Raw genomic sequence first — 23,946 nt, 5'->3', positions numbered from 1 at the left:
ACGCGATACGGACCCAGCGGATGGCCCTGCCAGGACAGAGTGATGTGATTCGACAGAGCACGGCCTGGGTGAACCGACACGCCTGGGCACTCCCACTCGGAGGCATCCACCGAATCGCGGGCAGGGGCACGTGGATTCCTGTCCACGGAACTCATCGAGAACGGATCTGGCGTTCGGTTTGAGCGTTCAGGAGGTACGCCAGGTCGTCCAGCGTGGCAGCGCACACCGTCATACACAGTCCAGCATCCAGCTGTGCGTCGGTGATACGGAATGCCTTCCGCGTCGCATACCAATCGCCGTAGCCATCTCCAGCCCGAGCGCGCCAGATGGACCAATTCGGGAAGCCTTCCGCCAGCAACTTCAAGTCGTCCACGATAGAGACATTAGAGAGCCTCTCTATGCCTGTCTATAGCTATGAGCTTCTATGGTTGGCAGACTGTGACTGTCTACAGTTGCTTGCATGATCGACTACGACCCCGTGCGCCCCAAGTGGGTGCAGATCTACGAGGTCGTACGCGCACGCATCGAGTCAGGCGAGTACCCGCCCAACCACCTCATCTCAGAGGTGCAGATGGAGTCCGAGTTCCACGTCGCCCGCGTGACCATCCGCAAGGCGACCGCCCAACTCCGCGAAGACGGCCTCATCGTCACCACCCCAGGCATGGGATCCTTCGTCGCTTCCAAGAAGGCCTCCGAAAACGACTGAGACCCCGGACGGTGCACTCACCGCACAACGGGGTCTCAAGGTTCAGGGACTACTCCTCTGACGTAGTCAGTCCCGTCGGGCAGGACCACTCGGACGGGTCACCCAGCTTGACGTTGGTGCCCCCGATCCCGCAGTAGCCGCCGGGGTTCTTGTACAAGTACTGCTGGTGATACTCCTCGGCATAGAAGAACGGCCCCGCCGGCGCGAGCTCCGTGGTGATCTCGCCGTACCCCGCGCCCTTGAGCACAGCCTGGTAGGCGTCACGGGAGGCCAGAGCGGACTTCTCCTGCTCGGGTGAGTGGTAGTAGATCGCCGAGCGGTACTGGGTGCCGACGTCGTTGCCCTGGCGCATGCCCTGGGTGGGGTCGTGGGCCTCCCAGAAGACGCGCAGGAGCTCCTCGTACGACACCTTGGCCGGGTCGAAGACGACGCGGACGGCCTCGGTGTGGCCGGTGAGGCCGCTGCAGACCTCTTCGTAGGTGGGGTTGGCGGTGTAGCCGCCCTGATAGCCCACCGCGGTGGTGACGACGCCCGGCGTCTGCCAGAACTTGCGTTCGGCGCCCCAGAAACAGCCCAGGCCGAAGTCGGCGATCTCCAGCCCGTCGGGGTACGGCGGTGCCAGCGGAGCGTCGAGGACAGCGTGGCGCGCGGGGACGGGCATGGGGGTGTCCCGCCCGGGAAGCGCGTCGGAAGGAGCGACCATCGAGGTCTTGTGCGTACCGAAAAGCCAGCCCATACCGTCCAGCCTACGTCAACCCCACACTGAAGCTGCGCTTAAGTGTCCGCATACCAAGACTTATTTGTATTTAAGCACGTAAGGCGCAAAAATTGACTACATGCCTGACTCTCGCCGTGGTGTGCTCTATGGGGTGGCCGCCTACGCCATGTGGGGCCTCTTCCCGCTGTACTGGCCCCTGCTGAAGCCGTCCGAGCCGGTCGAGATCCTGGCCCACCGCATGGCGTGGTCCCTGGTCGCCGTCGTAGCGATCCTGGCGATCCGCCGGCACTGGTCGTGGTTCCGCGTCCTGGTCAAGCAGCCCAGGACGATGGGGCTGCTCGCCCTCGCCGCGGTGCTCGTGTCGCTCAACTGGGGCACCTACATCTTCGCCGTCAACAGCGGCCAAGTGGTCGAGAGCGCCCTCGGCTACTTCATCAACCCGCTGGTCAGCGTGCTGTTCGGCGTCGCCGTACTCAAGGAGCGCCTGCGCACCCTGCAGTGGGTCGCGGTCGGGTTCGGGACGCTGGCCGTCGTGGTGCTCGCGCTCGGGTACGGCAGGCTGCCCTGGATCGCGCTCACCCTGGCCTTCAGCTTCGGCCTCTACGGCCTGGTGAAGAAGAAGGCGAACGTGGGCGCGGCCGAGAGCCTCACCGTGGAGACCCTCGTGCTCCTCGCGCCCGCGCTCGCCTACCTGGTCTACCTGGAGGCCAACGGCACGGCCACCTTCGGCCACACCACGCCCGGCCACGCCCTGCTGCTGGCGGGGGCCGGTCTGATCACCGCGGTGCCGCTGCTGTGCTTCACCTCGGCCGCGATCCGGGTCCCGCTCAGCACGATCGGGCTGCTCCAGTACATCGCGCCGGTCCTGCAGTTCCTGTGCGGCGTGCTGATCGCCAAGGAGACCATGCCGCCCAGCCGCTGGATCGGGTTCGCCATCGTCTGGGCAGCCCTGGCCGTCTTCACCTACGACTCCCTGCGGGAGGCCCACCGCAACGAGAAGGCCCGCCAGGCCGTCCTCGCCGCGGCGGCGACGCGGGAGGCCGGTCAGCCCGAGCGTTCCACCACGTAGTCGCACAGGGCCAGGAAGGCGGCGCGAGCCGGGATGTCCGGCAGGGTGGCCAGGTCGCCCCGAGCCCGGTCGACCCAGGCGTGCAGGTCGGCACGGGCCTGCCGCATGCCCTCGGACGAGCGCAGCAGGTCGAGCGCCTCGTCGAGGTCCTCCTCGGCGACCGGCCCGGCCAGGAGCTCGGACAGCCGGGCGGACTCCCCGGAGCGCAGCGCGTAGAGCATCGGCAGGGTCTGGATGCCCTCCCGCAGGTCGGTGCCCGGGGTCTTGCCCGACTCGGTCGACGTGGACGCCACGTCGAGCAGGTCGTCCCCGAGCTGCCAGGCGACGCCGATGGCCTCGCAGGCCCGGCTGATGCGGTCCTCGATCTCGGAGGAGGCCCCGGACAGCAGGGCGCCGAAGCGGCCGGAGGCCGCGATCAGGGAGCCGGTCTTGTCGGCCAGAACGCGGATGTGGTGCGCGATGCGGTCTTCACCGGGCCGCGGCCCGATGGTCTCGCGGATCTGGCCCTGAACCAGGCGGGAGAAGGTCTGCGCCTGGATGCGGATGAGCTCGGGGCCCAGATCGGCCAGGATGTCGGAGGCCTGGGCGAAGAGGTAGTCGCCGGTGAGGATGGCGACGGTGTTGCCGTAACGCGAGTTCGCCGACTCCGAGCCCCGGCGCACGAGCGCCTCGTCCATGACGTCGTCGTGGTAGAGCGAACCGAGGTGGGTCAGCTCGATGACCACGGCGCCGGGCACGATCCCCGGCGCCGACGGGTCACCGAACTGGGCGGCGAGCAGCACCATCATGGTGCGGAACCGCTTGCCGCCGGCCTCGATGAGGTGCTTGGAGGCCTCGGTGACGAAGGCGTCCTCCGTCTCGACGGACGAGCGGAGCAGCTTCTCGACCGAGGCCATCCCGGTGGCCAGATCCTGCGCCAACCTCTCGTCGACGATCGGAAGGTCAACAACGGGTGGCGCAGCCATCTAATCCCCCAATTTCACCGAATGAACAGGCCTGAAGCGGCCTGGCCAGCGATGTCCAGAATAGGCTGCGGGAAAACGCCCACGACGAGCGTGACCGCCAAAGCCATACCAATTACCACCTTCAGCGACACCGAGGGCGCCACGACGGCCGGGCCGTCCGCGGCCGGCTCGCTGAAGAACATCAGCACGATGACGCGGACGTAGAAGAAGGCGGCGATCGCCGAGGCGATCACACCGACGACCACGATTCCGGTCATCCACGCGCCGAGCGAGTCGCCCGCTTCCGCGCCACTGCCCAGCGCCGCGGTGAACACCGCGTACTTCCCGAAGAAGCCGCTGGTCAGCGGGATGCCCGCGAAGGCGAGCAGGAAGAAGGCGAAGATGCCGGCCAGCAGCGGCGAGCGCTTGCCGAGCCCGGCCCAGCGGGACAGGTGCCCCGCCTCGCCGCCGGCGTCGCGCACCATCGTGACGACGGCGAACGCGCCGACCGTGGTGAACCCGTACACCAGCAGGTAGAACAGGATCGCCCCGAGCGACTTCTCGTTGCCCTCGGCCGCGTCGTAGGTGGCCAGGACGCCGACCAGCAGGAAGCCCGCGTGGGCGACCGAGGAGTAGGCCAGCATGCGCTTGATGTCGGTCTGCGTGATCGCGAGGATCGCGCCGACCAGCATGGTGAGCGCGGCCACGCCCCACATGACCGGGCGCCAGTCCCAGTCCATGTTGCCCAGCGCCACCCAGAAGACCCGCAGCACGGCGCCCACGGCGGCGACGAGCACGCCGGAGGCCATGAGGGCGGTGATCGGGGTGGGCGCGCCCTGGTAGACGTCGGGCTTCCACGCCTGGAAGGGCGCGGCGCCGATCTTGAACAGCAGGCCGACGCCGAGCAGCGCCAGCCCGGCCAGCAGCAGCGGGTCGAGCACGCCGCCGGTGGCCAGCGCCTTGCTGATGCCCGCCAGCTCCACCGAACCGGCGTAGCCGTAGGTCATGGCGATGCCGTACAGGAAGAACGCCGAGGAGAACGCGCCGAGCAGGAAGTACTTCAGCGCGGCCTCCTGCGAGAGCAGGCGGCGCCGGCGGGCCAGGCCGCACAGCAGGTACAGCGGCAGCGACATGACCTCGAGGGCGACGAACATGACCAGCAGGTCGTTGCTGGCCGGGAAGAGCATCATGCCGCCGACGGCGAAGAGCACCAGCGGGTAGACCTCGGTGTGCGCGTTGCCGGAGGCCTCGGCCTCCTCCTCGTCCCGGCTGCCCGGGACCGCCGCCGCCGAGGCGACGAAGTGACCCTCGTCGTTGATCAGCAGCACGGACACGAAGGACAGGACGAGGATGACGCCCCAGATGAACAGGGACGGGCCGTCCACCGCGACCGCGCCCATGGCGACCGCGGACTTCGGCACTCCGGAGGTCACCGTCTGCACGACGACCAGGACGAACGCGCCCGCCAGCCCCAGCAGGGTCAGCGGCAGGTGGATCGACCTGCGCAGGTATCGGGGCGCGAAGGCCTCGACCAGCACGCCGAGGACGGCCGCACCGAAGACCAGCAGCAGCGGCGCTAGCGTGCCGTACTCGATCGTTGGCGCCGGAATGGTATTCACTGACCCGCACCCTTCTCAGCGACAGCGGGGTTGTCGACCTTGACGCTCTGCAAGGTGTGGTTGACCGCCGGGTTGATGATGTCCAGCAGCGGCTTGGGGAAGAAGCCGAAGCCGATGATCAGGGCCATCAGCGGGGCGACCACCCAGAGCTCGCGCTTGTTGAGGTCCTTCATGCCCGCGACCGACTCGGTGGCCGGGCCGTGCAGGACCCGCTGCACCATCCACAGGATGTAGACGGCGGCGAGGATGACCGCGACGGCCGAGATCACCGCGGCCACACCCAGCGCCCCGCTCCCGAAGGCGGAGCTGGAGTAGGTGCCGATCATGACCATGAACTCGCTGACGAACGACGACAGACCCGGCAGGGACAGCCCGGCCAGACCGGCGATGAAGAACGCCCCGGCCAGCAGCGGCGCCACCTTCTGCACGCCGCCGTAGTCGGCGATGTACGGCGAGCCGCGGCGGGCGATGAGGAAGCCCGCGGCGAGGAAGAGCATGCCGGTCGCGAAGCCGTGGTTGACCATGTAGAGGGTCGCGCCCGACTGCGCGGTCTGCGACATCGCGAACACGCCCATGGCGATGAAGCCGAAGTGTGAGATCGAGGTGTAGGCGATCAGGCGCTTCATGTCCGTCTGGCCGATGGCCACGATGGCGCCGTAGATGATGCCGACCACCGACAGCACGATGACCAGCGGGGTGGCCCACTTGGAGGCCTCCGGGAACAGCTCCAGGCAGAAGCGGAGCATTCCGAAGGTGCCCACCTTGTCGAGCACGCCCACCAGCAGCACCGCGGCGCCCGCCGGGGCCTGGGCCGCCGCGTCGGGCAGCCAGGTGTGGAAGGGCACCAGCGGCGCCTTGATCGCGAAAGCGATGAAGAAGCCGGCGAACAGCCACTTCTGCGTCGTCGGGTCCTGGATCGCGCCGATCAGCTCGGGGAACAGGAAGGTGTTCTTGCCCGCCGCGACGTAGAGGCCGATGACCGCGACCAGCATGAGCAGGCCGCCGAAGAGCGAGTAGAGCAGGAACTTGATGGCCGCGTAGGACCGCTGGGCTCCGCCGTACGACCCGATCATGAAGTACATCGGGATCAGCATGGCTTCGAAGAAGACGTAGAACAGGAAGATGTCGGTGGCCGCGAAGACCCCGATCATCATCGCCTCGAGCACCAGCAGCAGGGCGAAGTAGGTCTTCACCGAGTACTTGGCGTGCGGGGCGTCCGCGTCGTGCCAGGAGGCCGCGATGACGATCGGCGTGAGCACGACCGACAGCGCGATCAGCACCAGCGCGATGCCGTCGACCCCGAGGCCGAAGTGCACGCCGAAGCTCGGGATCCAGTCCTTCTCGAAGACGAACTGGAACCGCTCAGCCTTGGCGCCGGTGTCGAACTGGAAGGCCATGACCAGGGTCAGGACCATCACGACCAGGGAGACGCCGAGCGTGAGCCACTTGGCCAGCGTGTCGCTGCCCTTGGGGAGCAGTGCCACCAGCACGGCGCCCAGTACGGGCACCGCGATGAGGATTGGAAGCCAGAGTGACATCACAGGTTCCCAACGAGGAGCAGGGCGCCGCTGAGCAGCGCGGCACCGATCAGGATGGACAACGCGTAGCTGCGCGCGAAGCCGGTCTGGATCCGGCGCAGCCGGCCCGAGGTGCCGCCGATCGTCGCGGCCAGGCCGTTGACGAGCCCGTCGATGCCGCGGTTGTCGAAGAACACCGCCAGGCGGGTCAGCCACTGGCCGGGGCGCATGAACAGCGACTCGTTGAGCGCGTCCCCGTAGAGGTCACGCCGGGCGAAGGTGGTGAGGAAGCTGCCGCGCGGGGCGACGACCGGGACCTCGGCCTTGCCGTACTTGAGCCAGGCGATGACGACGCCCACCGCGACCAGCGCCAGGGTCGCGAGACCCGGCGTGGTGATCGGGTGGAAGGCCGGCGCGCCGTCACGCGCGCCGCCGACCGCCGGGGCCAGCCACGTGTAGAGGCGGCCACCCAGCACCAGGAAGGCGCCGAGGCCGATCGCGCCGATCGACAGGATGACCAGCGGGAGGGTCATGACCGCTGGCGACTCGTGCGGGTGCGCGTCCTTGTCCCAGCGGGGCTTGCCGAAGAAGGTCATGAAGATCATGCGCGACATGTAGAAGCCGGTCAGACCGGCGCCCAGCACCGCGAGCCAGCCGAGCACCTGGTTGTGGTGCATGGCGGTCTCGATGATGCCGTCCTTGGTGAAGTAGCCGGACAGCAGCGGGAACCCGATGATCGCCAGGTAGCCGATGATGAACGTGATCGCGGTGATCTTCATCTTGGAGAAGAGCCCGCCGTACTTGCGCATGTCGACTTCGTCGTTCATGGCGTGCATGACCGAGCCCGCGCCGAGGAACATGTCGGCCTTGAAGAAGCCGTGCGTGATCAGGTGACCGATCGCGAAGGCGTAGCCGACCGGGCCGAAGCCCGCGCCGAGCATCATGTAGCCGATCTGCGACATCGTCGAGCCGGCCAGGCCCTTCTTGATGTCGTCCTTGGCGCAACCGATGATCGCACCGGCGATCAGCGTGGCGCAGCCGACGATCGCCGCGGCCATCGCCGCCGTGGAGCCGAGCGGGAAGAAGAACGCGCCCGAGCGGACGACGAGGTAGACGCCGGCGGTGACCATGGTCGCCGCGTGGATGAGGGCCGAGACCGGGGTCGGGCCCTCCATCGCGTCGAGCAACCAGGACTGCAGCGGGAGCTGGGCGGACTTGCCGCACGCGCCGAGCAGGAGCAGGAGGCCGATCGCGGTCAGCGTGCCGTTGGAGGCGGTGCCGACCTTGGCGCCGAGGTCGGCGAAGGCCAGCGTGCCGAAGGTGGTCCACATGACGAACATGCCGACCAGCAGGCCGAAGTCACCGACGCGGTTGACGATGAAGGCCTTCTTGGCCGCCACCGCCGCCGAGGGCTTGAAGTACCAGAAGCCGATCAGCAGGTACGAGGCCAGGCCCACGCCCTCCCAGCCGATGAACAGCCCGACGTAGTTGTCGGCCAGCACCAGCAGGAGCATCGCCGCGACGAACAGGTTGAGGTAGGCGAAGAAGCGCCGCCGCTCGGGGTCGTGCGACATGTAGCCGATCGAGTAGATGTGGATCAGCGATCCGACACCCGTGATCAGCAGGGCGAAGCTGATCGACAACTGGTCGACCAGCAGGCCCATGTCCACCATGCCGGGGATGAACTCGTACAGGTGCACGGCCTGACGGCGCTGCTCGGGGGCGAGCCCCAGCAGTTCGACGAAGGCGAGCACCGCCACGACGAAGGCGCCCAGGGACATGGTGACACCCAGGAGATGTCCCCACTTGTTGGTCCGCCGGCCGGCGATCAGCAGGATCGCCGCGCCCAGCAGCGGCAGCGCGATCATCAGCCACGAGACGCCGATGACACCGCCGCCCGCGTACTTGAGGATCTCAGCAGGAGATTCCACCAGTCACCTCTTAGTACTTCAGCAGGTTCGCGTCGTCCACAGACGCGGACCTGCGGGTCCGGAAGATCGTCACGATGATCGCCAAGCCGATGACGACCTCGGCCGCGGCCACCACCATCACGAAGAAGGCGATGATCTGGCCGTCGAGGTTGCCCCACTGCCGGGCGAAGGTGACGAACGCGAGGTTGCAGGCGTTGAGCATGAGCTCCACGCACATGAACACCACGATCGCGTTACGGCGGATCAGCACGCCGACGGCGCCGATCACGAACAGGATGCCCGACAGGACAAGGAACTCGGTGGTCACTTGGCCTCCTCCTCAGCGGCGGCGTGCCGGATGGCCTCGGCCAGCTCGGGGTCGGTGGGCAGGTGCCCGTCCTCGACGTCGTGCCGCGCGATGGTGCGGTTGACCGACAGCTCCGAGAGGGTGCCGTCGGGCAGGCGGGCCGGCATGTCGATGGCGTTGTTGCGGGCGTAGGTGCCCGGGCCCGGCAGCGGCGACGGGTCGCCCTGGCGGAAGCGGGCGCGAGCCAGCTCCTTCTGCGAGGGCCGCGGCCGGTCCTTCTCGCGGTGCGCGAGCACCATCGCGCCGAGCGCGGCGGTGATCAGCAGCGCCGAGACGACCTCGAAGGCGAAGACGTGCCGCGTGAAGATCAGCCTCGCCAGCGCGCCGATGTTGCCGCCGCCCTCCTGGTGGATGGCGCCGAGCCCGGCCGGGCTGGTGAAGAAGGCGTTGCCGAAGGCCAGCACGAGCAGCACGCCGAAGCCGAGACCGGCGACGGCCGCCCAGAAGCGCTGCCCCTTGATCGTCTCGACCAGCGAGTCGGAGGAGTCGACGCCCACGAGCATCAGCGTGAACAGGAACAGCATCATGATCGCGCCGGTGTAGACGATGATCTGCACCGCGGCCAGGAAGGGCGCGTCCTGCACGGCGTAGAGCGCCGCGAGGCAGAGCATCACCGTGCCCAGCATGAGCGCGGAGTACACCGCCTTGCGGTTGAACACCATGCCGAGCGCCGCGCCGACGGAGACCACGGCAAGCACCCAGAATGTGACTTGCTCACCCATTGGTTCGTCCCAGCCGGTAGTAGTCCTCTTCGGTCTCGCCGAGCCGCATGGGGTGCGGAGGCTGCTCCATACCCGGCGTGAGGTCCGCCAGGAGCATCTCCTTGGTGTAGATCAGGCTCTCACGCGAGGTGTCGGCGAGCTCGTACTCGTTGGTCATGGTCAGCGCCCGAGTCGGGCAAGCCTCGATGCACAGGCCGCACAGGATGCACCGCAGATAGTTGATCTGGTAGGTGCGCCCGTAGCGCTCACCCGGCGAGAACCGCTCCTCCTCGGTGTTGTCGGCGCCCTCCACGTAGATCGCGTCCGCAGGACACGCCCACGCGCAGAGCTCACAACCCACACACTTCTCGAGCCCGTCCGGCCAGCGGTTGAGCTGGTGCCTACCGTGGAAGCGAGGAGCCGTCGGCTTCTTCTCCTCCGGGTAGTTCGTCGTGACGGGCTTCTTGAACATCGTGTGGAAGGTGACGCCGAAGCCCTTCACGGGGTTCAGCCAATCAGTTGCTCCCACTGGAGACCTCCTTGCGGGAAACCCCGTGATAGTGGGGCAAGTCGAGCGGAGGCACCGGGAAGCCGCCGGCCTCGGGCTCGTTCCTGAGCTCCTCGTACTCGGCTTCGACCTGTGCCTTCTTGGCTTCCTTACGGCGCTGGTTGACCGTGTCGAACCGGGCCCAGATGGCCAGGCCGGCGAGCAGGACCACCGCGGTGACGCCGACGGCCCAGTACCAGTCGCCGGTGCCCATGTCCTGGCCGCGGACGGTCTGGATGCCGGCCACGAGCAGCAGCCAGGCCAGGTTGACCGGGATCAGGACCTTCCAGCCCAGCGCCATGAGCTGGTCGTACCGCACTCGCGGCAGCGAGGCGCGGACCCACACCACGAAGCTGAAGGCCAGCACGAACTTGATGAAGAACCAGAGGAAGCCCCAGTAGCCGTCGTCGGGCAGGAACCCGAACGGCGAGTGCCAGCCGCCCAGGAAGAGCGTGACGGCGATGCCGGCTGCGGTGAAGGTGTGGAGGTACTCGCCCATCATGATCAGCGCGAACTTCAGCGAGGAGGAGTACTCCGTCTGGAAGCCGCCGACCAGCTCGCCCTCACCCTCGGGCAGGTCGAACGGGATGCGGGCGGCCTCGCCGAACATGCAGACCACGTAGACCAGGAACGAGGGCAGCAGCAGCACGACGTACCACATGCCGGTCTGCGAGCCCACGATCTCGGAGGTGGACAGCGTGCCCGCGAAGAGGAACACGCCCACGAACGACAGGCCCATGGCGATCTCGTAGGAGACCACCTGCGCCGCCGACCGCAGACCGCCCAGCAGCGCGTACGGCGAGCGGGACGACCAGCCCGCCAGCACCACGCCGTAGACCGAGATGGCGCCCATCGCCAGCATGAACAGCACCGCGACCGGCAGGTCGAGCAGCTGCAGCGGCGTCTCGACACCGAAGAGGTTGACCATGCCGGCGAACGGGGTGATGGAGAAGGCCAGGAAGGCCGGGATCACCATGATGACCGGCGCCAGCAGGTAGAGGACCTTGTCGACGGTGTTCGGGAAGAGGTCTTCCTTCAGTCCCATCTTGAGGCCGTCGGCCACCGACTGCAGCAGGCCGAACTTGCCGGCCCGGTTGGGGCCGTAGCGGTGCTGCATCCGGGAGATGAGCTTGCGCTCGTACCAGACGCCGAACAGGATGCCCAGCATCACGATGACGAAGAAGAGCAGCGCCTTGATGATGGTGATCCACAGCGGGTCCTTGCCGAAGTCGGCAAGGGTTGGATCAGTGGCCAGACGGATCATGAAGCGCTCCCGATCGTGACGATGTCACCGGCGGCGGCTCCCAGAACGGAGGAGCCGCCGGAGTTGGCCGGCACCCAGACGACGCGCTCGGGCAGATCGGCGATCCGCACCGGCAGGGTCACAGTCTGACCGAGGCCACCGACAGTTCCGCTGACGACCACCTTGTCACCGTCGGCCACGCCGATCTCCGCCGCGGTCTGCGGCGACAGCAGCGCCTCGGCCGCGCGGGCGGTGCCCGCGAGGTACGGCTCGCCGTCCTGCAGCCGGCCCTGGTCGAGGAGCTGGTGCCAGGAGGCGAGGACCGCCTGGCCGACGCCCGGGGCGGCCTGGCCGGACCCGGACAGGCTCGGGGCGGCGGCGCGGGCGCCCTTCCAGGCGCCGAGCGAGCCGAGCTCGCGGCGGGCGGCCGCGGCGTCGGGCAGGCCCAGGTGGATGTCCATGTGGTCGGCGATGGCCGAGATCACCTGGAGGTCGCTCATCAGGCCGGGCACCTTGATGGCCGTCTCGAAGGAGCGGCCGCGGCCCTCCCAGTTGACGAAGGTGCCGCTCTTCTCCTGCACGGCGGCCACCGGCAGCACCACGTCGGCGCGGTCGGTGACGGCGCTGGCGCGGATCTCCAGGCTGACGATGAACGGGGTGTTCTCCAGCGCCGCGAGCGCGGCGGCCGGGTCCGGCAGGTCGTACGGGTCGACACCCGCGACGACCAGCGCGTCGAGCTCCTCGTTCAGGGCGGCGGTCAGGATGCCCGTGGTGTCGCGGCCGGGCTGCGCGGGCAGCGCGGACACGCCCCAGACCCGGGCCACCTCGGCGCGGGCCGCCTCGTCGTCGACCGGGCGGCCGATCGGCAGGAGGGCGGGCAGCGCCCCGGCCTCGAGCGCGCCGCGCTCACCGGCCCGGCGCGGGATCCAGGCGACGCGGACGTTCGGGCTGTCGGCCAGCCGTACCAGCGCGGAGAGCGCGCCCGGGACGGTGGCCAGCCGCTCGCCGGCGAGCACGATCGTGCCCTCGGCCAGGGAGCCGGCCAGCTCGCCCAGGGCGTCGGCCTCGCCACCCGGCGCGGTGCGGATCAGCGTGCCGTCCATCTTGAGCAGGCCGGGCGAGGCGAACGGCGCGATGGCCGTGACGCGCAGGCCCTTCTTGCGCCACGCCTTGCGCAGGCGCAGGAAGACGATCGGCGACTCCTCCTCGGGCTCGAAGCCGGCCAGCACGACCGCCGGGGCGGCCTCCAGGTCGGCGTAGGAGAGCTCGATGCCCTTGCCGGCCACCGAGTGGGCCAGGAAGGCGGCCTCCTCGGCGGAGTGGGCGCGGGCGCGGAAGTCCACGTCGTTGGTGCCGAGCGCCAGGCGGGCGAACTTGGCGTAGGCGTAGGAGTCCTCGACGGTCAGCCGGCCGCCGGTCAGCACGCCGGTCCGGCCGCGCGCGGCGGACAGGCCCTGGGCGGCCACCGCGAGCGCCTCCTGCCACGAGGTCGGGACGAGCTGGCCCTCCTCGTCGCGGATGAGCGGGGTGCGGAGGCGGTCGGGCTGCGTCGCGTAGGTGAAGGCGAAGCGGCCCTTGTCGCAGTTCCACTCCTCGTTCACCACCGGGTCGTCGCCGGCCAGGCGGCGGGTGACCCGGCCGCGCCGGTGGTCGGTGCGCAGGGCGCAACCGGAGGCGCAGTGCTCGCAGGCGCTCGGCGAGGAGACCAGATCGAACGGGCGGGCGCGGAAGCGGTAGGCGGCGCTGGTCAGCGCGCCCACCGGGCAGATCTGGATGGTGTTGCCGGAGAAGTAGGAGTCGAACGGCTTGCCGTCGGCCGTGCGGACCTGCTCCTTGGCCCCGCGCTCGAAGAACTCGATGAGCGGGTCGCCCGCGATCTCGTCGGAGAAGCGGATGCACCGGGCGCACTGCACGCAGCGCTCGCGGTCGAGCAGGACCTGCGTCGACAGCGGGAGCGGCTTGGGGAAGGTGCGCTTGTGCTCGTGGAAGCGCGACTCGCCCTGGCCGTTGGACATCGCCTGGTTCTGCAGGGGGCACTCGCCGCCCTTGTCGCAGACCGGGCAGTCCAGCGGGTGGTTGATGAGCAGCAGCTCCATCGCCGCCCGCTGCGCCTTCTCGGCGACCGGCGAGGTCAGCGCGGTCTGCACGACCATGCCCTCGGCGACCTCGATCGCGCAGGACGGCTGCGGCTTGGGGAAGCCGCGGCCGTTGCCGGCGTCGGGGATGTCGACGAGGCACTGGCGGCAGTTGGCCGCCGGGTCGAGCAGCGGGTGGTCGCAGAAGCGCGGGATCTGGATGCCCAGGAGCTCGGCGGCCCGGATGATCAGCGTGCCCTTGGGGACGCTGACCGCGAAACCGTCGATCGTGAGCGTCACGAGGTCAGTCACTGGTCACCCCACAGAGTGGACTTCTTCGGGTCGAACGGGCAGCCGCCGATCTCGAAGTGCTTGAGGTACTCGTCGCGGAAGTACTTCACCGACGAGTGGATCGGGCTGGTCGCGCCGTCGCCCAGAGCGCAGAAGGAGCGGCCCAGGATGTTGTCGGCGATGTCGGTGATCAGCACGAGGTCGTCCTCGGTGCCCTCACCCTTCTCCAGCCGCTTGAGCACCTGCTTGAGCCAGAAGGTGCCCTCCCGGCACGGGGTGCACTTGCCGCAGGACTCGTGCGCGTAGAACTCGGTCCAGCGCAGCACGGTGCGGACCACGCAGGTGGTCTCGTCGAAGATCTGCAGCGCGCGGGTGCCGAGCATGGAGCCCTTGGCGCCGACCGCCTCGAAGTCGAGCGGCACGTCGAGGTGCTCGTCGGTGAAGATCGGCGTCGAGGAGCCGCCCGGGGTCCAGAACTTGATCTGGTGCCCCTCGCGGATCCCGCCGGCCATGTCGAGCAGCTCGCGCAGCGTGATGCCCAGCGGCGCCTCGTACTGTCCCGGCCGGGTGACGTGGCCGCTCAGCGAGAAGATGCCGAAGCCCTTGGACTTCTCGGTGCCCATCCCGGCGAACCAGTCGGCGCCGTTGGCGATGATCGAGGGAACACTGGCGATCGACTCGACGTTGTTCACCACAGTAGGCGAGGCGTACAGGCCCGCCACCGCAGGGAAGGGGGGCTTGAGTCGCGGCTGGCCACGGAAGCCCTCCAGCGAGTCGAGCAGCGCGGTCTCCTCGCCGCAGATGTACGCCCCCGCACCGCTGTGGACGACCAGCTCCAGGTCGTAACCGGAGCCGAAGACGTCCTTGCCGAGGTAGCCCTTGGCGTACGCCTCGCGCACGGCCGCGTGCAGCCGCCTGATCACGTGCGCGACCTCGCCGCGCACGTAGATGAAGGCGTGGTTGGCGCGGATCGCGTAGGAGGTGATGATGACGCCCTCGACCAGCGAGTGCGGGTTGGCCATCATCAGCGGGATGTCCTTGCAGGTGCCCGGCTCCGACTCGTCGGCGTTGACGACGAGGTAGTGGGGCTTGCCGTCGCCCTGCGGGATGAAGCCCCACTTCATGCCGGTGGGGAAGCCCGCACCGCCGCGGCCGCGCAGGCCGGAGTCCTTGACCGCCTGGATGACGGCGTCGGGGTCCATGCCCAGCGCCTTCTTCGCGGCGTCGTAAGGACCGTAGCCCTCGATGGTGAAGGCGTTGGCCTGGTCCCAGTTGGCGGTGAGGACCGGAGTCAGGGTAGTCACGCTTCCGGTGCCTTCCAGTCGTTGGCCTTGGCGACCTTCAGACCCTCCAGCGAGGCGCCCGCGGCGGCGGGGCCCTCACCGGCCAGGCCGTCCTCCAGCCCGGCGAGCACGCGCGAGGTCTGCTTGAAGGTGCAGAGCTTGTTCGGCCCGCGGGTCGGCGCGATCTCCTTGCCGTCCCGCAGGTCGTCGACGAGCTGCTTGGCCGAGGCGGGGGTCTGGTTGTCGAAGAACTCCCAGTTGACCATCATGACCGGCGCGAAGTCGCAGGCCGCGTTGCACTCCAGGCGCTCCAGCGAGATCTTGCCGTCCGCGGTGGTCTCGTCGTGACCGACGCCCACGTGCTCCGACAGCTCGTCCCAGATCTGGTCGCCGCCCATGACGGCGCACAGCGCGTTGATGCAGACGCCGACGTGGTAGTCGCCCATCGGACGGCGCTTGTACATCGTGTAGAAGGTCGCGACGCCGACCACCTCGGCCTTGCTCAGGCCGAGCATCTCGGCGCAGAACTCGTGGCCGTCGTCGGAGACGTAGCCGTCCTCCGACTGCACCAGGTGGAGCAGCGGCAGCAGCGCCGACCGGGTCTTCGGGTAACGCCCGATGATCTCCTTGGCGTCTCGCTCGAGACGCTCACGGACTTCCGGTGCGTAAGTCACCGGTCCACACCTCCCATAACGGGGTCGATCGACGCCACGGCCGAGATCACGTCCGCCACCTGGCCGCCCTCGGACATCGCCGGGAAGGACTGCAGGTTGGTGAAGGACGGGTCGCGGAAGTGCACGCGGTAGGGGCGGGTGCCGCCGTCGCTCACCACGTGGGCGCCGAGCTCGCCACGCGGCGACTCGACCGATGCGTAAGCCTGCCCGGCCGGGACGCGGAAGCCCTCGGTCACCAGCTTGAAGTGGTGGATCAGCGCTTCCATGGACTGGCCCATGATGTGCGCGATGTGGTCGGGCGAGTTGCCGTAGCCGTCGGGGCCCAGCGCGAGCTGCGCCGGCCAGCCGATCTTCTTGTCCTGGATCATCACCGGCTGGCCCTTGAGCGGGCCGGCGATCCGGTCGATCGCCTGCTCGATGATCTTGAGGGACTCTTCCATCTCCTGCATGCGCACCAGGTAGCGGCCGTACACGTCGGCGCTGGTCTGGGTGGCGACGTCGAAGTCGTAGGTCTCGTAGCCGCAGTACGGCTGAGACTTGCGCAGGTCCCACGGCAGGCCGGCCGAACGCAGGATCGGGCCGGTGATGCCGAGCGCCATGCAGCCGGTCAGGTCGAGGTAGCCCACGTCCTTGGTGCGGCGGGTGTAGACCGGGTTCTCGTCGAGCAGCTTGCGCACGCCCTGGATGCGCTTGGGCATCTCCTTGAGGAACTCGCCGACCTTGTCCACGGTGCCCGCCGGCAGGTCGACGCTGACGCCGCCCGGCCGGATGTAGGCCATGTTCATCCGCAGACCGGTGATGTGCTCCAGCAGGTCCATGATCAGCTCGCGGTCGCGGTAGCCGAACAGGAACGGCGTGGTGGCGCCGAGCTCCATGCCGAAGGTGCCCATCGCGACCAGGTGCGAGCTGATGCGGGTCAGCTCCATGGTCAGCACGCGGATGGCCGACGCCCGCTCCGGGATGCGGTCGGTGATGCCGAGCAGCTTCTCGACCGCCAGGCAGTACGCCGTCTCGTTGAAGATCGGCGAGAGGTAGTCCATGCGGGTGACGAACGTGACGCCCTGCGTCCACGTCCGGAACTCCATGTTCTTCTCGATGCCGGTGTGCAGGTAGCCGATGACGCTGCGCGCCTCGGTCACCGTCTCGCCGTCGAGCGTCAGGATGAGGCGGAGCACGCCGTGCGTGGACGGGTGCTGCGGGCCCATGTTGACGATGAGGCGCTCGTCCTCGGAGTCGCGGACGCCGGTGACGAGGTCGTCCCAGTCGCCGCCGTTGACCGAATAGACCTTGCCCTCGGTGGCCTCAGCCGTCATGAGTAGGACCTCCTCTGGTCCGGCGCGGGGATCTCGGCGCCGCGGTACTCGACCGGAATGCCGCCCAGCGGGTAGTCCTTGCGCTGGGGGTGACCGTCCCAGTCGTCCGGCATCATGATCCGGGTCAGCGCGGGGTGACCGTCGAAGACGATGCCGAAGAAGTCGTAGGTCTCCCGCTCGTGCCAGTTGTTCGTCGGGTAGACGCTGACGATCGAGGGGATGTGCGGGTCGGCGTCGGGGCAGCTCACCTCGAGGCGGACCCGGCGGTTGTGCGTGATCGACACGAAGTGGTAGACCGCGTGCAGCTCCTGGCCGGCCAGGTGCGGGTAGTGCACGCCCGAGACGCCCATGCACAGCTCGAAGCGGAGCGCGGCGTCGTCGCGCAGCTTGCGCGCGACCTCCAGCAGCGACTCGCGCCGGACGTGCAGCGTCAGCTCGCCGCGGTCGACGACCACGCGCTCGATCGCCTCGTCGAAGCCGAGGGTGTCGACCACCTCGTCGAAGTACTCGCCGTACGGGCGCGGCGTCGACAGCTCGGGCGCCCGCCGGACGACCAGGCCGCCGAAGCCGGAGGTGTCGCCGGAGTCGTGCGCGCCGAACATGCCGTGCCGCACGATCGGAGTCTCCGGCACGGACGGGAGGTTCTCCTCCGTGCTCACTTGACCGCCCCCTGGTCGATCAGCGGAAGCTGGCGCAGCGCGCGCAGTTCGAGCTCGTCGATCTGCTCGGCCCGGTGGGCGCCGAACTTCATGTTCTGGATCTTGTCGTGCAGCTTCACGATCGCGTCGATCAGCATCTCCGGCCGCGGCGGGCAGCCGGGCAGGTAGACGTCGACCGGGACGATGTGGTCCACGCCCTGCACGATGGCGTAGTTGTTGAACATGCCGCCGGAGGAGGCGCACACGCCCATGGCGATGACCCACTTGGGCTCGGCCATCTGGTCGTAGATCTGGCGCAGCACCGGGGCCATCTTCTGCGACACGCGACCGGCGACGATCATCAGGTCGGCCTGGCGCGGCGAAGCCGACGCCCGCTCCATGCCGAAGCGCGCCAGGTCGTAGTGCGAGGCGCCGGTGGCCATCAGCTCGATCGCGCAGCAGGCGAGGCCGAAGGTGGCCGGCCACACCGAGTTCTTGCGCGCCCAGCCCGCCACCTGCTCGACGGTGGTGAGGATGAATCCGCTGGGGAGTTTCTCTTCAAGTCCCATGTCTCAGTCCCAGTCCAGTCCCTTGCGGCGCCACACGTAGGCGTAGGCCACCAGGACGGTCGCAATGAAGAGGATCATCTCGATCAGCGCGAACACCCCGAGTGCCTTGAAGGAGACGGCCCAGGGGTAAAGGAAGATGATCTCGATGTCGAAGACGATGAAGAGCATCGCCGTGATCATGTATTTGAGCGGGAACCGTCCGCCACCGACAGGCTGGGGCGTCGGCTCGATGCCGCATTCGTATGCGTCAAGCTTGGCGCGGTTCCAGCGCTTGGGACCGGTGAAGGGGGCGATGGCGACCGAGAAGATCGCGAACCCCCCGGCGAGTACGGCGAGCACCAGGATGGGCACGTAAAGGTCCATCGCTACGCCTCCTCATTGCAGTCTGAGCTGTGTGTGTGGTGTGGATTCATGCTGGCGGAGCGACCTTCGAGAGTACATTAATGATCTTGTCCGACGCATCGCCTCGCCGGTCGGTGAGATTACCAAGGAGTTTCAGCGCGAAGCGCATCAGCCTCGGGTGTGGCAGGCCGTGCCGTACACCGAAGCTCATCAGACCCGGCTTCCCAATCGCCTCGACAAACAACCTGCCCAAGGTGAAATATCCGCCATAAGCGTCCTTGAGCACCTGCGAGTAGGTCCGCAGCACCCGCTCCCGCTGGGCGGCCGTGTCCTGGCGGAGCGCCTTGGCGATGACCTCCGCGGCGATCTCGCCCGTCTCCATCGCGTACGCGATCCCCTCGCCGTTGAAGGGATTGATCGACCCGCCCGAGTCGCCCACGAGCAGGAGCCCGCGGGTGTAGTGCGGCTGCCGGTTGAAGGCCATCGGCAGCGCCGCGCCCCGGATCGGCGCCGTCATGTGCTCGTCGTCGAACTGCCACTCGGCGGGCATGTTCCTCGTCCACCGCTTCAGCAGGTCGCGGTAGTCGATGGCTTTGAAGGCGTCGCTCGTGTTCAGCAGGCCCAGGCCGACGTTGGCCCGGCCGTCCCCGACGCCGAACACCCAGCCGTAGCCGGGCAGCAGCGTGTCGCCGTCCCACAGCTCCAGCCAGATCTCGAGGTAGTCGTCGTCGTGGCGCGGGGAGTCGTAGTAGGTCCGTACGGCGACGCCCATCGGCCGGTCCTCGCGCTTGTGCAGCCCCATCGCCAGGGCCAGCCGCGTCGAGTTGCCGTCCGCGGCCACCACGACGCGGCTGCGGAAGCTCCGCCCGTCCTTGGTGGTGACGCCCACGATGTGCCCGCTGCGGTCGTCGAGGATCGGGCCGGAGACGTTGACGCCCTCCATCAGGCGCACGCCGCCCTTGACCGCGTTGGCGGCGAGGATCTCGTCGAAGTCCTGCCGGGTGCGCACCAGCCCGAAGTTGGGGAAGCTGTCCAGCTCCGGCCAGTCGAGGTCGAACCGGTGCCCGCCGCCGACCACGCGCAGCCCCTTGTGCCGCGTCCAGCCCGGAGCGTCGATGTCGACACCCATGTTCATGAGCTGTTTGACCGCCCGCGGCGTCAGCCCGTCGCCGCACACCTTCTCCCTGGGGAAGGTCGTCTTCTCCAGCAACAGGACATCGAGTCCGTGCTGGGCGAGGTAATACGCGGTCGCGGAACCTGCGGGACCGGCGCCGACGACGATGACGTCGGCGTCAGCCTGAGAGGCGGCTGGCTCGGTCACTGGCTGTCCTTGCTCGGCGCTTTGTGAAGGTCTTCACAAACTTGTCGCGGGAAGTCTAACGCCTTTCCCGGACAAGGTGTCAGCCGGGGGTCGCCGGGCCCAGAGTAGCCGGTAGGTGATCACTCTGTCCGCAGCGCCGCCTCGTTCCGGACGCCTGCCGTACGGCTCAGCCGCGCGGCTTGAAGCCGCGGTGCAGGGCGACGATGCCGAGCGAGAGGTTGCGCCACGCGACGCGCTCCCACCCGGCCCGCTGCACGATGGCGGCGAGCGCGGGCTGGTCGTGCCAGTCGCGGATGGACTCGGCCAGGTAGTCGTAGGAGTCGTCGTTGGACCCGGCGGCCTTGGCCACCAGGGGCAGCAGGCGCATGAGGTACTGGGAGTAGACGACGTCGAACGACCTGACCGTCGGGTGCGAGAACTCGCAGATCACCAGGCGCCCGCCCGGCTTGGTGACGCGGAGCATCTCGCGCAGCGCGTGCTCGGTGTCGTGCACGTTGCGCAGCGCGAAGGAGATGGTCACCGCGTCCACCGACTCGTCGGCGAAGGGCAGCCGCAGCGCGTCGCCGGCGACGAACGGCACGCCGGGGCCGCTGAGCGCGTTGCCGCCGAGCCGCCGTACGCCCTCGCCGAGCATGCCGAGGGAGAAGTCGGAGGCGATGGCGCGGGCGCCGAGCTCGGTGAAGGAGACGGTGGAGGTGCCCGTGCCGGCGCCGAGGTCGAGGACCACCTCGCCGGGCCCGGCGTCGACCGCGCGCGCGGTGGCCTTGCGCCAGAAGCGGTCCTGGCCGAGCGAGAGCAGGTCGTTGACCAGGTCGTAACGGCGGGCCGTGCGATCGAACATCGCAGCGACCTCGTGCGGCTTCTTGTCGAGCTGGGCGCGCGTCATGGTGCCCAGCCTACTGAGCCGGACCGCCGGTGCCCGACAGGATCACCCCCGCACGCCGCGGCCGGAACACCGGCCAAAGTGACGGAAAGCGGCTTTCCCCTTACTCTGAGTATGCTAGGACTTGGCGAATGCTTGCCCGTACGGCCTTCGCGGCTTACCTGGCCCTCTCCCCCGTCGCGCACGCGCGCGTGGTCTCGGCCGATCCGGTGGACCACACCCCGCACGTCCTGGACGGCATCGTCAACGCGATCGCGCTGGTCGGCTCGACGGTCGTGGTCGGCGGGTCGTTCAGCGAGGTGAGCGACGCCCGGCGCACCGAGACGCTGACCCGCACGAACCTGTTCGCCTTCGACCTGACCACCGGCCGCATCCTGGAGGACTTCGCGCCCGACCCGGACGGTCCCGTGCTGGCGCTGGCTCCGGGCGCCGGTGGAACGGTCTACGTGGGCGGCGACTTCGACGGCCGGCTGCTCCGGCTGAGCCTGGCCGACGGGCGGGTGTCGGCGAGGTTCCGGCCGGGTGTCGCCGGCGGGAACGTGACGACGCTGGCCCGGCGCGGCTCGAAGCTGTACGTCGGCGGCGACTTCGCCCATCCGCGCACCGCGCTGGCGAGGCTGGACGCGACGACCGGGGCGGCCGATCCGGCCTTCACCGTCACCCCCGGCCACCCGCGCACGCCCAGGGTGAATGTGCACGCGCTGGCCGTCTCGAAGGACCGGCTGGTCGTGGACGGCAGCTTCACCACCCTGGACGGCCTGCCGCGCCCGCAGCTCGGCGTGATCGACATCGGCCGGACCAGGGCGAAGGTGGCCGACTGGCACAGCGCCGCCTACGAGCCGGCCTGCATGGAGGCGTTCCCCTCCTATGTCCGCGGACTCGACCTGTCCCCCGACGGCAAGTACTTCGCCGTGGTCACCACCGGCGGGGCGCTCAGCGGGCGCAACCGGCTCTGCGACACCACCGCCCGGTTCGAGACCTACGCCAGGGGGACGCGGATCAAGCCGACCTGGGTGAACCACACCGGCGGAGACTCGCTCTACGCCGTCCAGGTCACCGGGAAGGCGGTGTATGTCGGCGGGCATCAGCGCTGGCTCGACAATCCGCGCGGACGCGATTCAGCCGGGCCCGGAGCAGTGCCGAGGGAGGGCATCGGCGCCATTCATCCGATCACCGGTAAAGCCCTGAGTTGGAACCCCGGGCGCGAGCGCGGGATCGGCGTCAAGGCATTTCTCGCGCATCGGGAAGGACTACTTGTCGGTAGCGACACAACGCGGCTCGGAGGGGAGTACCATGCCCGAATTGGCATGTTCCCCAGGCCTTAGACCTCTTGAGAGGGCTTCGGCCGGTTGAGCCGCTCGCTGACCTTCTGGGTCAGCGCGTCACGCTGCTTCGCCAGCAGGACGTAGCTGGCGATGGCGCTCACCACCAAGGTCAGGGCGAGCCACAGGAGCCCTCGGGCCCCGACGAGGTAGAGCACTCCGGCGGTCACGGCGAACACGCCGACCCGGGCGAGGGTGTAAGTCAGAACTGGACGCACGCGTTCGAGGTTACTCGCCCCCGGCAGTGACCGCTCTTCGCATCCGGCGCTTGCACTGCTACTGTTCCCAGTCAGGTGCTTTCGTAAAGAAACACCCACGAGAGCCCCAAAGAGGCTCTATCATATAACAATCGGGCAGTCAGCCGATAACAACCCGTGATCTTTGTCGAAAACCACGGATAAATCAGGCTTCGCTCGACACACTGGTTACCTGTCCGCCCGCTGGCAGGAAGCGGGATGCGAGGGGGAGAGATTGGTGGAGAGTAGCAGCGAGCGTCTGCTGACCCCGGGTGAGGTTGCCGCCCTCTTCCGGGTTGACCCAAAGACGGTGACGCGCTGGGCCGCGGCAGGCCGCATCAGTAGCATCCGTACCCCCGGAGGGCACCGGCGCTTCCGTGAATCGGAAGTGCATGCCCTTCTCCGTGGCGAGGACGTGCTGACGGCCGACAGGCCCGCAGGCGAGTCCCCGCGCGTATGACGTTCCGTCATAGGTGATCCTGCGCCACAAACCGCAGGGTCACCAGACCGGAAGCCCGAACGGAAGCGGGCCGTCAGGCGTCGTCCTGCCGCGCCTTGAACGCCAGGAACTCCCGCTCCAGCTCGTCGTTCTCGGCCAGCCACCGTTCGCGCCGCTCGGCCACCTCGGCCTCGGTCAGCGCCTCCGCCTCCCACGTGTCGTAGTCGGGATCGCCCGGCTTGAGCTCCACGAAGGCGTTGCCGATGAGCCGGCCGTCCTCGCTGGTGACGCTCTGCGGCACGCGCAGGGTCCCGTCAGCAAGGCGGATGACGTACATCGCTCATCACCTAAATCCCGTAGCGCCTGTTGAAGAAGAGCATGATGTCGAGCGCCAGCCTCGTGTCGCCGCTCAGCATGTCGAGGAGCGCCGGACGCTGGCGGGAGGCGATGGCCGCGAAGGCGTCCGCGAAGAACTCCTTGCGGCCGAGCCCCCCGTCCTGCCGGTGGAAGGCGGAGGCCAGCAAAGGCCGCGCCCGTTCGTAGAGTGCCACGAACTCTGCCGAATCGGAGACCCAATCGCCATAGGGCGAGTCCACATCGTCGATCGCGTGCCCGACTTCGTGCATCATCACGTCCGGTGTCGGCGACGGCCGGTCCCCCACCACGATCTTGCGGTCGCCGTACGCGCCGGCGCAGATGTCCCAGGTCGCCCGGCCGGACGGCAACGGTGCGCCGCGCAGGTACCCCATGTCGTCGAGCTCGGGGACGCCGCCCGTGCCCACGTAGATGCCGTCGATGCGGTCGGCGAGCAGTTCCTTCAGCCGGTCGGGCAGCCGGGCGAGGCTCTCCACCGCGCGCACGGTGTCGGGCGAGGGCGGGCCCTTGCGGGCGTCCCACTGCCGGTGCAGGATGCGCTCCAGCTTGCCGCAGTGTTGTAAGCCGTCGCCCAGCGCGGGCGTCTCCGGCCGGTTGGGCTGGGCCCGCGGGCTCTCCCGCACGAGCTCGAAGTCCTGCCAGGTGTACTGCGGGCGGTCCACCGCGACCGCGGCGGGCAGGCGTTCCGGCGGCTTCTCCGGCCGGTCGAGCCAGATGGAGCGGTCGGAGTCGCGTGGGGCGTCCTTGCGCCGGGAGAGGAAGTAGGAGCCGCGCCGCCACCAGCTGCCCCTACGGTGACGTCCACCGTCGTCCGCACGCGTCCTCACCCGAGTACGGTACGACC

At 68.7% G+C, this 23,946-nt stretch carries 26 protein-coding genes; 4 read left to right on the top strand and 22 right to left on the bottom strand.

All coding sequences use genetic code 11. The features are described 5' to 3' along the window. Positions 1 to 151: 151 nt before the first annotated feature. Positions 152 to 373 (bottom strand): hypothetical protein, encoded by a 222-nt coding sequence (locus AB0I67_RS08825; RefSeq protein WP_357919875.1) that lies wholly within the window; start codon positions 371 to 373, stop codon positions 152 to 154. 87 nt (positions 374 to 460) lie between these two features. Between AB0I67_RS08825 and AB0I67_RS08820 the strand changes: the two genes are divergently transcribed. Continuing rightward, positions 461 to 706 (top strand): GntR family transcriptional regulator, encoded by a 246-nt coding sequence (locus tag AB0I67_RS08820; RefSeq protein ID WP_357919872.1) that lies wholly within the window; start codon positions 461 to 463, stop codon positions 704 to 706. Between the two features lie 49 nt (positions 707 to 755). Here AB0I67_RS08820 and msrA read toward each other — a convergent pair whose 3' ends face one another. Next, positions 756 to 1,442 (bottom strand): peptide-methionine (S)-S-oxide reductase MsrA, encoded by a 687-nt coding sequence (gene msrA, locus AB0I67_RS08815; RefSeq protein WP_357919869.1) that lies wholly within the window; start codon positions 1,440 to 1,442, stop codon positions 756 to 758. Positions 1,443 to 1,542: 100 nt separating this feature from the next. Between msrA and rarD the strand changes: the two genes are divergently transcribed. Continuing rightward, the gene (rarD, locus tag AB0I67_RS08810) at positions 1,543 to 2,493 is read left to right on the top strand and encodes an EamA family transporter RarD (protein WP_357919866.1); all 951 of its coding nucleotides are present in this window, start codon (positions 1,543 to 1,545) and stop codon (positions 2,491 to 2,493) included. Here rarD and AB0I67_RS08805 read toward each other — a convergent pair. The 17 genes from AB0I67_RS08805 to AB0I67_RS08725 all read right to left on the bottom strand — a co-directional run bounded on the left by AB0I67_RS08805 (position 2,469) and on the right by AB0I67_RS08725 (position 20,733). Beyond that, positions 2,469 to 3,458: a polyprenyl synthetase family protein gene (locus AB0I67_RS08805; protein WP_357919864.1), complete on the bottom strand. Its 990-nt coding sequence runs from the start codon at positions 3,456 to 3,458 to the stop codon at positions 2,469 to 2,471. The genes rarD and AB0I67_RS08805 overlap by 25 nt on opposite strands. Positions 3,459 to 3,472: 14 nt before the next feature. After that, positions 3,473 to 5,056, bottom strand: a complete 1,584-nt coding sequence (gene nuoN, locus AB0I67_RS08800; protein WP_357919861.1) for an NADH-quinone oxidoreductase subunit NuoN — start codon at positions 5,054 to 5,056, stop codon at positions 3,473 to 3,475. Beyond that, positions 5,053 to 6,594, bottom strand: a complete 1,542-nt coding sequence (locus AB0I67_RS08795) for an NADH-quinone oxidoreductase subunit M (RefSeq protein WP_357919858.1) — start codon at positions 6,592 to 6,594, stop codon at positions 5,053 to 5,055. The genes nuoN and AB0I67_RS08795 overlap by 4 nt, the downstream gene beginning before the upstream one ends. Further along, a complete protein-coding gene (nuoL, locus tag AB0I67_RS08790) occupies positions 6,594 to 8,441 on the bottom strand; it encodes an NADH-quinone oxidoreductase subunit L (protein WP_357920388.1) in 1,848 nt (615 codons plus the stop codon). Before nuoL ends, AB0I67_RS08795 begins: the two co-directional genes overlap by 1 nt. Before the next feature lie 73 nt (positions 8,442 to 8,514). Further along, entirely contained in the window at positions 8,515 to 8,811 is a 297-nt protein-coding gene (nuoK, locus tag AB0I67_RS08785; RefSeq protein ID WP_357919855.1) for an NADH-quinone oxidoreductase subunit NuoK, read from the bottom strand. Further along, on the bottom strand, positions 8,808 to 9,572 hold the full coding sequence (locus AB0I67_RS08780; protein ID WP_357919853.1) for an NADH-quinone oxidoreductase subunit J: 765 nt from the start codon (positions 9,570 to 9,572) through the stop codon (positions 8,808 to 8,810). Before AB0I67_RS08780 ends, nuoK begins: the two co-directional genes overlap by 4 nt. Further along, positions 9,565 to 10,023, bottom strand: coding sequence for an NADH-quinone oxidoreductase subunit NuoI (gene nuoI, locus AB0I67_RS08775; protein WP_246380418.1), 459 nt, complete (start codon positions 10,021 to 10,023; stop codon positions 9,565 to 9,567). The genes AB0I67_RS08780 and nuoI overlap by 8 nt, the downstream gene beginning before the upstream one ends. Positions 10,024 to 10,066: 43 nt before the next feature. Next, positions 10,067 to 11,362: an NADH-quinone oxidoreductase subunit NuoH gene (gene nuoH / locus AB0I67_RS08770; RefSeq protein ID WP_357919850.1), complete on the bottom strand. Its 1,296-nt coding sequence runs from the start codon at positions 11,360 to 11,362 to the stop codon at positions 10,067 to 10,069. Further along, positions 11,359 to 13,728: an NADH-quinone oxidoreductase subunit G gene (locus AB0I67_RS08765; protein WP_357919847.1), complete on the bottom strand. Its 2,370-nt coding sequence runs from the start codon at positions 13,726 to 13,728 to the stop codon at positions 11,359 to 11,361. Before AB0I67_RS08765 ends, nuoH begins: the two co-directional genes overlap by 4 nt. Then, positions 13,725 to 15,011 carry an NADH-quinone oxidoreductase subunit NuoF gene (gene nuoF, locus AB0I67_RS08760; protein WP_357919845.1) on the bottom strand — a complete coding sequence of 429 codons (1,287 nt, stop codon included), beginning with the start codon at positions 15,009 to 15,011 and terminating at the stop codon, positions 13,725 to 13,727. Before nuoF ends, AB0I67_RS08765 begins: the two co-directional genes overlap by 4 nt. Beyond that, a complete protein-coding gene (gene nuoE, locus AB0I67_RS08755) occupies positions 15,008 to 15,664 on the bottom strand; it encodes an NADH-quinone oxidoreductase subunit NuoE (RefSeq protein ID WP_357919842.1) in 657 nt (218 codons plus the stop codon). The genes nuoF and nuoE overlap by 4 nt, the downstream gene beginning before the upstream one ends. Beyond that, positions 15,661 to 16,977: an NADH-quinone oxidoreductase subunit D gene (locus tag AB0I67_RS08750; protein WP_357919839.1), complete on the bottom strand. Its 1,317-nt coding sequence runs from the start codon at positions 16,975 to 16,977 to the stop codon at positions 15,661 to 15,663. The genes nuoE and AB0I67_RS08750 overlap by 4 nt, the downstream gene beginning before the upstream one ends. Continuing rightward, positions 16,974 to 17,579: an NADH-quinone oxidoreductase subunit C gene (locus tag AB0I67_RS08745; RefSeq protein WP_357920385.1), complete on the bottom strand. Its 606-nt coding sequence runs from the start codon at positions 17,577 to 17,579 to the stop codon at positions 16,974 to 16,976. The genes AB0I67_RS08750 and AB0I67_RS08745 overlap by 4 nt, the downstream gene beginning before the upstream one ends. A gap of 53 nt (positions 17,580 to 17,632) precedes the next feature. Then, a complete protein-coding gene (locus AB0I67_RS08740) occupies positions 17,633 to 18,184 on the bottom strand; it encodes an NADH-quinone oxidoreductase subunit B family protein (protein ID WP_357919836.1) in 552 nt (183 codons plus the stop codon). A 3-nt stretch (positions 18,185 to 18,187) separates the two neighbouring features. Next, positions 18,188 to 18,547 carry an NADH-quinone oxidoreductase subunit A gene (locus tag AB0I67_RS08735; protein WP_357919833.1) on the bottom strand — a complete coding sequence of 120 codons (360 nt, stop codon included), beginning with the start codon at positions 18,545 to 18,547 and terminating at the stop codon, positions 18,188 to 18,190. 46 nt (positions 18,548 to 18,593) lie between these two features. Next, complete coding sequence (locus tag AB0I67_RS08730) at positions 18,594 to 19,847, bottom strand: geranylgeranyl reductase family protein (RefSeq protein WP_357919830.1); 1,254 nt, start codon at positions 19,845 to 19,847, stop codon at positions 18,594 to 18,596. Between the two features lie 166 nt (positions 19,848 to 20,013). Beyond that, positions 20,014 to 20,733 (bottom strand): demethylmenaquinone methyltransferase, encoded by a 720-nt coding sequence (locus AB0I67_RS08725; RefSeq protein ID WP_357919827.1) that lies wholly within the window; start codon positions 20,731 to 20,733, stop codon positions 20,014 to 20,016. 128 nt (positions 20,734 to 20,861) lie between these two features. Here AB0I67_RS08725 and AB0I67_RS08720 point away from each other — a divergent pair, with 128 nt between their 5' ends. Continuing rightward, on the top strand, positions 20,862 to 22,055 hold the full coding sequence (locus AB0I67_RS08720) for a hypothetical protein (RefSeq protein ID WP_357919824.1): 1,194 nt from the start codon (positions 20,862 to 20,864) through the stop codon (positions 22,053 to 22,055). On the opposite strand, the gene AB0I67_RS08715 is transcribed toward AB0I67_RS08720, so the two are convergent. After that, positions 22,052 to 22,270 (bottom strand): DUF4229 domain-containing protein, encoded by a 219-nt coding sequence (locus AB0I67_RS08715; protein ID WP_357919821.1) that lies wholly within the window; start codon positions 22,268 to 22,270, stop codon positions 22,052 to 22,054. The genes AB0I67_RS08720 and AB0I67_RS08715 overlap by 4 nt on opposite strands. Positions 22,271 to 22,526: 256 nt before the next feature. Here AB0I67_RS08715 and AB0I67_RS08710 point away from each other — a divergent pair, with 256 nt between their 5' ends. Beyond that, positions 22,527 to 22,748 (top strand): BldC family transcriptional regulator, encoded by a 222-nt coding sequence (locus tag AB0I67_RS08710; RefSeq protein WP_026214226.1) that lies wholly within the window; start codon positions 22,527 to 22,529, stop codon positions 22,746 to 22,748. A gap of 73 nt (positions 22,749 to 22,821) precedes the next feature. Here the strand turns inward: AB0I67_RS08710 and AB0I67_RS08705 are convergent, their stop codons facing one another. Next, entirely contained in the window at positions 22,822 to 23,064 is a 243-nt protein-coding gene (locus AB0I67_RS08705) for a hypothetical protein (RefSeq protein WP_357919818.1), read from the bottom strand. Between the two features lie 10 nt (positions 23,065 to 23,074). Continuing rightward, positions 23,075 to 23,929, bottom strand: coding sequence for a hypothetical protein (locus tag AB0I67_RS08700; RefSeq protein WP_357919815.1), 855 nt, complete (start codon positions 23,927 to 23,929; stop codon positions 23,075 to 23,077). Positions 23,930 to 23,946: the final 17 nt, after the last annotated feature.

Origin of the sequence: Nonomuraea sp. NPDC050310, assembly GCF_040655795.1 — a bacterium.
Classification (GTDB): domain Bacteria; phylum Actinomycetota; class Actinomycetes; order Streptosporangiales; family Streptosporangiaceae; genus Nonomuraea.
Note: the sequence above shows the minus strand (reverse complement) of the source record. Positions and strands in the feature narration are given on the sequence as shown.

Bases quoted from the DNA above. Each gene is read 5' to 3' on its own strand.
- AB0I67_RS08820 (WP_357919872.1), top strand. From the start codon at position 461: ATGATCGACTACGACCCCGTGCGCCCCAAGTGGGTGCAGATCTACGAG.
- AB0I67_RS08745 (WP_357920385.1), bottom strand. From the start codon at position 17,579: ATGTTCGGCGCGCACGACTCCGGCGACACCTCCGGCTTCGGCGGCCTG.
- rarD (WP_357919866.1), top strand. From the start codon at position 1,543: ATGCCTGACTCTCGCCGTGGTGTGCTCTATGGGGTGGCCGCCTACGCC.
- AB0I67_RS08795 (WP_357919858.1), bottom strand. From the start codon at position 6,594: ATGTCACTCTGGCTTCCAATCCTCATCGCGGTGCCCGTACTGGGCGCC.
- AB0I67_RS08750 (WP_357919839.1), bottom strand. From the start codon at position 16,977: ATGACGGCTGAGGCCACCGAGGGCAAGGTCTATTCGGTCAACGGCGGC.
- AB0I67_RS08720 (WP_357919824.1), top strand. From the start codon at position 20,862: ATGCTTGCCCGTACGGCCTTCGCGGCTTACCTGGCCCTCTCCCCCGTC.
- nuoL (WP_357920388.1), bottom strand. From the start codon at position 8,441: ATGATCGCGCTGCCGCTGCTGGGCGCGGCGATCCTGCTGATCGCCGGC.
- nuoH (WP_357919850.1), bottom strand. From the start codon at position 11,362: ATGATCCGTCTGGCCACTGATCCAACCCTTGCCGACTTCGGCAAGGAC.
- AB0I67_RS08780 (WP_357919853.1), bottom strand. From the start codon at position 9,572: ATGGGTGAGCAAGTCACATTCTGGGTGCTTGCCGTGGTCTCCGTCGGC.
- AB0I67_RS08705 (WP_357919818.1), bottom strand. From the start codon at position 23,064: ATGTACGTCATCCGCCTTGCTGACGGGACCCTGCGCGTGCCGCAGAGC.
- nuoI (WP_246380418.1), bottom strand. From the start codon at position 10,023: ATGTTCAAGAAGCCCGTCACGACGAACTACCCGGAGGAGAAGAAGCCG.
- AB0I67_RS08740 (WP_357919836.1), bottom strand. From the start codon at position 18,184: ATGGGACTTGAAGAGAAACTCCCCAGCGGATTCATCCTCACCACCGTC.
- msrA (WP_357919869.1), bottom strand. From the start codon at position 1,442: ATGGGCTGGCTTTTCGGTACGCACAAGACCTCGATGGTCGCTCCTTCC.
- AB0I67_RS08735 (WP_357919833.1), bottom strand. From the start codon at position 18,547: ATGGACCTTTACGTGCCCATCCTGGTGCTCGCCGTACTCGCCGGGGGG.
- AB0I67_RS08725 (WP_357919827.1), bottom strand. From the start codon at position 20,733: ATGACGCGCGCCCAGCTCGACAAGAAGCCGCACGAGGTCGCTGCGATG.
- AB0I67_RS08805 (WP_357919864.1), bottom strand. From the start codon at position 3,458: ATGGCTGCGCCACCCGTTGTTGACCTTCCGATCGTCGACGAGAGGTTG.